At 66.2% G+C, this 7,511-nt stretch carries 7 protein-coding genes and 1 pseudogene; all 8 read right to left on the bottom strand.

What is annotated here, in order from left to right:
- A pseudogene (locus FVW20_RS03260) lies at positions 1-190 on the bottom strand (1-deoxy-D-xylulose-5-phosphate reductoisomerase); the annotation flags it as partial.
- Positions 191-224: 34 nt separating this feature from the next.
- A complete protein-coding gene (locus tag FVW20_RS03255; protein WP_196608278.1) occupies positions 225-1,757 on the bottom strand; it encodes a pyridoxal phosphate-dependent decarboxylase family protein in 1,533 nt (510 codons plus the stop codon).
- A gap of 243 nt (positions 1,758-2,000) precedes the next feature.
- Complete coding sequence (locus tag FVW20_RS03250) at positions 2,001-2,807, bottom strand: phosphatidate cytidylyltransferase (RefSeq protein WP_196608277.1); 807 nt, start codon at positions 2,805-2,807, stop codon at positions 2,001-2,003.
- Complete coding sequence (gene uppS, locus FVW20_RS03245) at positions 2,804-3,517, bottom strand: polyprenyl diphosphate synthase (RefSeq protein ID WP_196608279.1); 714 nt, start codon at positions 3,515-3,517, stop codon at positions 2,804-2,806. Before uppS ends, FVW20_RS03250 begins: the two co-directional genes overlap by 4 nt.
- A gap of 209 nt (positions 3,518-3,726) precedes the next feature.
- Positions 3,727-4,287, bottom strand: coding sequence for a ribosome recycling factor (gene frr / locus FVW20_RS03240; protein WP_015946539.1), 561 nt, complete (start codon positions 4,285-4,287; stop codon positions 3,727-3,729).
- A 5-nt stretch (positions 4,288-4,292) separates the two neighbouring features.
- Entirely contained in the window at positions 4,293-5,009 is a 717-nt protein-coding gene (pyrH, locus tag FVW20_RS03235) for a UMP kinase (protein WP_015946540.1), read from the bottom strand.
- A 119-nt stretch (positions 5,010-5,128) separates the two neighbouring features.
- Positions 5,129-5,929 (bottom strand): glycosyltransferase family 2 protein, encoded by an 801-nt coding sequence (locus FVW20_RS03230; RefSeq protein ID WP_196608276.1) that lies wholly within the window; start codon positions 5,927-5,929, stop codon positions 5,129-5,131.
- Between the two features lie 343 nt (positions 5,930-6,272).
- The gene (locus tag FVW20_RS03225) at positions 6,273-7,430 is read right to left on the bottom strand and encodes a DegT/DnrJ/EryC1/StrS family aminotransferase (RefSeq protein ID WP_196608275.1); all 1,158 of its coding nucleotides are present in this window, start codon (positions 7,428-7,430) and stop codon (positions 6,273-6,275) included.
- Positions 7,431-7,511 lie beyond the last annotated feature (81 nt).

Here is a 7,511-nt window from a genome sequence, read left to right as displayed (position 1 = left end):
CGGCCTGTTCGGCCAGCAGGCGCACGTTGCGCGCCCCGGCCAGCGCGGCCACCCGGAACAGGCCGGGATGCGCCTCGATGATCTTCAGCGCGCTGGTGCCGATGGAACCGGTGCTGCCCAGCAGGGCCACCGTGCGCGGCGCGGCGTCTTCCCATGCCCGGTCCGGCATGCGCGAAATATAGCGGATCATCCCGTGTTCTTCCCTTTCCGCCGTGCTGGCGGGGCTACACCTGCGGGGTTTGCGAGGGCTGGGTGGGCTGCGCGGTCCGTGAAGCTGGGGAGGCCAGGGGGCCCTGCGCCGCAAGTTCGCGGCCAAGCGTGGTCATGAGGTCGAACAGCAGGCGGATGTCGGCCTCGGAGGTGCGGTGGTTGGCCACGCACAGGCGCACCCCGGCCCTGCCGCGCACCATGGCCGGGGTCAGGAATCCTTCGCCCGATGCCTCCAGCCGTTCCAGCAGGCGCACCTGCAAGCGGTCCACCTGTTCCTCGGTCCAGCCGTCGCCCTGCGGCACGTAGCGTGCGCAGGCGATGGACAGTTGCACCGGGGCCAGCACCCGCCATTCCGGCGAGGCGGCGCACAGGTCGCGGAAGTGCCGGGCCAGTTCCATGTTGCGCGTCACGATGCGCCGCAGCCGCTCGCGCCCGTACGTGCGGAAGGCAAACCATACCTTCAGCGCGCGGTTGGCGCGGCTGAGGATGAAGGTGGTGTTCTTGAGGTCGTGCGGATTTTCCTCGCCCAGGTACGAGGCGCGCGCCCGGAACGTGGCGATCTGTTGCGCCTTGCTGCGGAACAGCGTCACCCCGCACTCAAGCGGGATGAAGAACCATTTGTGCGGGTCCACGCAGATGGAGTCCGCCCGGTGGATGCCCGCCAGCAGCGCCCGGCCCTCGTCCGTAAGCATGGCCGCGCCCCCGTAGGCCGCGTCAACATGGAACCACAAACCTTCGGCGGCGCATATGTCGGCAATCTCCGGCAGCGGGTCCACCGCGCCGGTGGTCACCGAACCCGCCTGGGCCACCACGCAGAACGGCGCAAGGCCTGCCGCCCTGTCTGCGGCGATGGCCGCGCGCAGGGCCGCCACGTCCATGCGGTTGTCCGTACCGGAAGGGATGGCGCGCACGTTGTCCGCACCCAGTCCCAGCAGCACCGCGGAACGCTCTATGGACATGTGCCCCTGGTCGGAAACGTACAGCACCGGGGTGCGCCCGATACCCGCAAGGCCCTTGGTGGCCGCTTCCGGAAAGTGCGTGTGGCGCGCCACGGTCAGCCCCATCAGGTTGGCCATGGTGCCGCCGGACACGATGGTGCCGCCCGGGCCGTCCATGCCCTCGTCAGCCGCCTGCGGCAGGCCGAACAGCCGGGCCAGCCAGCCGAGGACCACGTGTTCCAGCACCGTGGCCGCCGGGCCGCCCTTGAACGACAGCGGCGCCTGGTTCAACCCCGTGCACACGATGTCGCCCAGCGTGCCCGCCGGGGCCGGGCTGGTGGTTATCCATGCCAGAAATCGCGGGTGCCCGATGCGCGTGGCATACGGCTCTATGCACCGCGCCACGTCGTCCAGCACCGCGTGCGCCCCTGCGCCCGCCTCCGGCCAGTCGGACGGAATCAGCGCCGCCAGTTCGTCGAACGTGGCCGGGTGCACCACCGGGCCCTCGGCGCACGGGCCGATGCGCTCCACCCGGTCCGCGATCATGGTCGCCGCCCGGTGCAGCAGGGCTTCAAAATCTTCCAGGTCGAGTGTCTCGTGTCGTTGCATGGGGTGTACTTAAGGCAATTTGTTTGCTGATTATTGAAGATATTGCGGGGGAGGGGAAGGGAACTTTTCCAAAAGTTCCCTTCCCCTCCCCCGCACCCCCTCCTCATCCTTCAAAACGTTTCATTTGGGGGTGGCATTGCTAACCCCATATTGAAAAGTTTGGTGGAAGGGGGATGGGGGTACGGGGGAAGGGGGAAACCACTTTTTTAAAAGTGGTTTCCCCCTTCCCCCGATTTCTGCGGGTCAAAAGAACGGAAACACCGAATCCAGGGCGGCATAGGCGGGCACGACAAAGAGCAGGCTGTCGATGCGGTCCAGCAGGCCGCCGTGGCCGGGCAGCAGCGCGCCCGAATCCTTGACGCCGAGGGTGCGCTTGAGGGCGGATTCGAAGAAGTCGCCCAGTTGCGAGGCCACGTTCAGCAGGCCGCCCAGCAGGGCAAAGGCCCACCACGGGGCGGTGCCTGCGGCCATGCCCACGCCGGTGATGGCAAGCACGCACAGGAGAAGGCCGCCAAGGCTGCCGGCCCAGCTTTTCTTGGGGCTGACGCGCGGCCAGATGCGCGCCTTGCCGTACCATGTGCCGATGAAATAGGCGCCGGTGTCGGAAATGACGGCGGCCAGCACCACCACCAGCTGTTCCCAGCGGTTGAAGTGCAGGGCGGGCAGCAGCAGCACGGGCACGTACAGGACGCCTGCGGCCAGCACCTGGCCTTCGGTGAAGCGGCAGTCGTCGTCACCGTTGCCCCAGGTGAGCAGAAAACCCACGGCCCCCACCAGGAAGGCGGCGGCGACACAGCCCAGCACCATCCAGGGACGGTCCATATGCCCGGCGGCCAGTACGGCGGCGCCAAGGGCCATGCCGGCGGCTTTCAGCGGCAGGCGGGCGTTGCCTGCCCAGAACATGGTGTAGAATTCCAGCAGGGCCAGGCTGGCCACGGCCACCACCATGATCAGCAGCACCCAGCCGCCCATGGCAAGGCCCACGGTAAGCAGGGCGGCAAGGGCAGTGCCGGTGACGACGCGTTGGAAATGGGGAGATGCCGAGGTCACGCGGGGGTTGCCTCCGTTTTGCCGAAGCGGCGTTGCCGCCCGGCGTAGTCGCGCAGGGCGGCGCGGAAATGCCCTGGGGTGAAGTCCGGCCAGAGGGTGTCGGTGAAGTGGAATTCACTGTAGGCGCTCTGGTAGAGCAGAAAATTGCTGATGCGCACTTCGCCGCTGGTGCGGATGACCAGGTCCGGGTCGGGTTGGCCCGCCGTCCACAGTCGCGCGGCAAAGGCTTCCTCGGTGATGGCTTCGGGCGCCAGTCCTTCGGCGGCCAGGGCGCGGCAGGCCATGAGGATTTCATCGCGGGCGGAGTAGTTGAGGGCCAGGTTAAGGCGCATGGTGGTGCAGGCGGCGGTGCGGGAAATGGCGTGTTCCAGCGCCTTGCGCGCGGCCAGCGGCAGGTCGGCCAGTTGCCCGAACACCGAAAGCCGGATGTCGCGCTGGATGAGGTTGGGCAATTCCTCGCGCAGGAAATCCACCAGCAGTTCGAACAGGAACTTCACCTCGGCACCGGGGCGGCCCCAGTTTTCCTTGGAGAAGGTGTACATGGTCAGGTGGGGGATGCCGAGGGTGCGGCATTCGGTGACGATGGCCCGGGCCGCCTCGGTGCCCGCACGGTGGCCGTCGCTGCGCGAAAGGCCGCGCTGGGTGGCCCAGCGCCCGTTGCCGTCCATGATGATGGCCACGTGGCGGGGCAGGGTTTCCGGCAAAAGCATGTCCGGCAGGGGGGAGCCTGCCGCGGAAGCGTTGTTCACGATAAGCCTCTGCTGCGCGGGCAATGCGCCCGCGTCATATGCGCCATGGCCGGTCCGCCCGCCCGTCCGTCCAACCGCGAGTGCGGGGCGGGACTGCCGCGGGCGCGACCGGCCATGTGGAATATATCACCGTTGTACCGCACGCGCGGACACGGTTCGGAGACCGTTTCCTAAAGCTCCATGATTTCCTTTTCCTTGGCCGTGCACTTCTCGTCCGACTTGGCAACGAAGCGGTCGGTCAGCTTCTGCACGTCGTCGGTGGATTTGCGCACGTCGTCCTCGGAAATCTCCTTGCCCTTTTCCAGCTTCTTCAGGGCGTCGTTGGCGTCGCGGCGCACGTTGCGCACGGCCACCTTGGCTTCCTCGGTGTACTTGCGGGCCACCTTCACGAGGTCCTTGCGGCGTTCCTCGGTCAGCGGCGGGATGGAGATGCGGATGATCTTGCCGTCGTTGACCGGGTTCAGGCCGAGGTCCGACTTCATGATGGCCTTTTCCACCAGCTGGAAGGCCGAACGGTCCCACGGCTGGATGGTCAGGGTGCGGCTGTCGGGCACGCTGACCGACGCCAGCTGGCTGATGGGCGTGGGCGTGCCGTAGTAGTCGACCTTGATGTTGTCCACCAGCGAGGTGGAGGCGCGGCCCGTGCGCAGTTTGGCGAATTCGCGGTCCAGGGAGCCGAGGGCCTTTTCCATGCGCTCTTCGGCGTCGAGAAGAATGCTATCCATATCCATGGGGGTTAGCCTCCGTGTACGATGGTTCCGACGTCTTCGCCCATGACCACGCGCTTGATGCTGCCCTTGAACATGTTGCAGACGATGATGGGCACATCGTTCTCCATGGCCAGGGTGATGGCAGTGGAGTCCATGACGCCGAGCTTGCGCTGCAACGTTTCGACGTAGCCGAGGCTGCGGAACATCACGGCATCGTCATGCTTCATGGGGTCCTTGTCGTAGACGCCGTCGACCTTGGTGGCCTTGATGATGGCCTGGCACTTCAGTTCCATGCCGCGCAACGCGGCCGCCGTGTCGGTGGTGAAGTAGGGGTTGCCGGTGCCCGCGGCGCAGATGACCACGCGGCCCTTTTCCAGGTGCCTGTCGGCCCGGCGGCGGATGTACGGCTCGCAGACTTCCTGCATGGTGATGGCCGAAAGCACCCGCGTGGGATGGCCGATCTTTTCCAGGGCGTCCTGCACGGCCAGCGCGTTGAGCACCGTGGCCAGCATGCCCATGTAGTCGGCCGATGAGCGGTCCATGCCCTTGGCGGACGAGGAGAGGCCGCGGAAGATGTTGCCGCCGCCGATGACAAGCGCCACTTGCAGGCCCATGTCGACAACCTCGGCGATTTCCTCGCATATCTTCGAAACAGTCTGGGGGTCAATACCGAACTTGTTTTCGCCCGCCAGGGCTTCGCCGCTGAGTTTCAGCAGCACGCGCTTGTAGCGGAGTTCGCTCATGTCCGTCCCTCGGTGTGGTGGTTGTATGTTGCGTCGTCTGAAATTCGTGTGCGTTCGCGCGGCGCTGGTGCCGATGTTGTTGTGCCCGTTTGTCGGGGCGCCCGTGCCGTCCGTGGGGGCTAGTGATGATCGAAGGGCGCACCCCAGTCGCCCTCGCGTACCCGGATGTACTTCAGAAAGGCGTAGAACGCCCCGTGCGCCGCGTTGATGAAGCCCGCCCGGCCATCCAGAACGCCCAGCTTGAACACGTACAGTTTCAGGAACCGGGCCAGGCCGTGCGCCGTGGCCACGGCCACGCCGCCCTGGCGGCCTTTGGCGCGCAGGTCGTCCGCGCCCTGCTGGGCGTACGAGTTGATCTTGTCCAGGTGCTGGCGAAAGCTGTCGTACGGGTAGTGCAGTATGTCGCCGCGCAGGCGGCCCGTTTCGCCCTTGGGGTGGAACGAGTAGTGCGCACCGGAGACGTGCACTTCCATCTGCGCGGGGCGGAACAGCCGCAGCAGGTAGTCCGGGTACCAGCCGCTGTGCTTCATGAACCGGTCGAAGTACCACGAGCGGCGCGGTACCCGGTAGCCAGCCCGGCGTGCGTGGGCCCCGTGGCTGCCCTCGCCCCCGCGCACCTGTGCGCGCACGGCGGCCAGCACGCTTTCGCGCAGTTCTTCGGTGCAGATTTCGTCCTGGTCCAGGCTGAACACCCATTCGGTGTCGATGAGCGAGAGGGCATGGCGGAACTGCGGACCGGGGCCTTCCCATTTGCGTTGGACGACCTCTGCCCCTGCTGCGCGGGCCATGTCCACCGTGCGGTCGGTGCTGAAGGAATCGACCACCAGGACCTTGTCGCAGAAGGACAGCGAGGCGAGGCACCTGTCGAGCAGGCGTTCGCCGTTGTAGGTGAGCACTAGGCCGGTGATGGCGGGGCGCATGCTGTCCTGCCGGTGGCGGCGGGGTTGAGGTTGGGGGAGCAAGAAAGCGGGGGACCTGTGGCGCGTTGGTCAAACGTTCTCGCGGTCAGCGCGTCCACGTTGCTTGCAGAATCCGTCGCGTTGCTGTCGCCATCCGTAATATTCGCGCGTTGCGCTCGCCTAGCGGCTGCCGATCTGCGCTCAAAAACGCCGATCCGCCTGTCCGGCGGGCAACACTCGTAATTCCTTGCATCCTGTCCGCACCAGCCACCCGCAACGGAAGACCGCTGCGGGGCATAAGGAAGAAAGGCAGTATTCGGAGCAGGATAACGACCGGAAACTCATGCAGGGATATGGTTGCCACCTACCCCTTGCCGGTGATGATGTCGCGCACGGCCTCGATCACGTCGTCCACGTCCTGTTCGCTCAGCTTGGGCGAGAGCGGCAGCGAGATGGTTTCGCGTCCGTAGGCCACGGCGTTGGGGTAGTCGTCCGGGTTCCAGCCGTAGTTCTTCTGGTAGTAGGGGTGTTCCGGAATGGCCAGGTAGTGCACCCCCACGCCGATCTTGCGGGCGGTCATCATGGGCAGCATGGCATCGCGCGAGACGCCGCAGCGCGCCTCGTTCACCCGGATGGCGAACAGGTGGTAGGCGTGTCGGGTATCCGGTTCCGGCGCGGCGGGCAGGCCCACGGGCAGGTCGGCGAAGGCCCGCATGTAGCGTTGCCACACGGCCTCGCGGCGCTTCCAGTAGTCTTCCACCCGCTTCAGCTGGTGAATGCCGAGGGCGGCCTGCATGTCCATCATGTTGTATTTGAAGCCGTGGTCCACGACATAGTAATGCTTGTAGCCAGAATCGGAGAAGCGGGCCCAGGCGTCGGCGCTCATGCCGTGCAGGCCCATGATCTTCATGCGGTCGATCTTGGCCTTGTCGCGCGAAAGGATCATGCCGCCTTCGCCGGTGACCACGTTCTTGGTGGCGTAGAAGCTGAAGCAGCCGATGTCGCCGATGTCGCCCGCCTGCCTGCCCTTGTAGGTGGTTTCGATGGCATGGGCGCAGTCTTCGATGACGGCCAGGTTGTGCCGCCGCGCAATGTCCATGATGGGGTCCATGTCGCAGGGGCGCCCGGCAAAGTGCACCACCAGCAGGGCCCTGGTGCGCGGGGTGATGCGGCGCTCGATGTCGGCGGGGTCGATGTTCTGGGTCACCGGGTCCACGTCGGCCAGCACCGGGGTGGCGCCGGAGTGGATGATGGCGTTCACCGAGGCGCAGAAGGTCATGGCCGTGGTGATCACCTCGTCGCCCCGCGCAAGGTCGAGGGCAAGGCAGGAAAGCTGGAGCGCGGCCGTGCACGAGTTGACGGCGGCGGCATACGGCATGCCCTTGTAGGCGGCGAAATCCTTTTCGAACTGGTGCACCTTGGGGCCGGTGCCAATCCACGCCCGCTTCATGCTGTCGAGCACTTCGTCCATTTCCGCCTGTTCGATGAGCGGCTGGCCAAAGACAAGGAAGGTATCGCGCATGGGTATTCTTTCTCCGGGGCCGGGCGGCGTGGCGCTGTGCCGAACGCGCGCGGGGCCTGCTGTGCGTGGGGCGCGCGGCGC

This window comes from Nitratidesulfovibrio oxamicus, assembly GCF_015731765.1.
In the GTDB taxonomy this organism is placed as follows: domain Bacteria; phylum Desulfobacterota; class Desulfovibrionia; order Desulfovibrionales; family Desulfovibrionaceae; genus Cupidesulfovibrio; species Cupidesulfovibrio oxamicus.
This window is presented reverse-complemented; position numbering and strand designations above follow the sequence as displayed.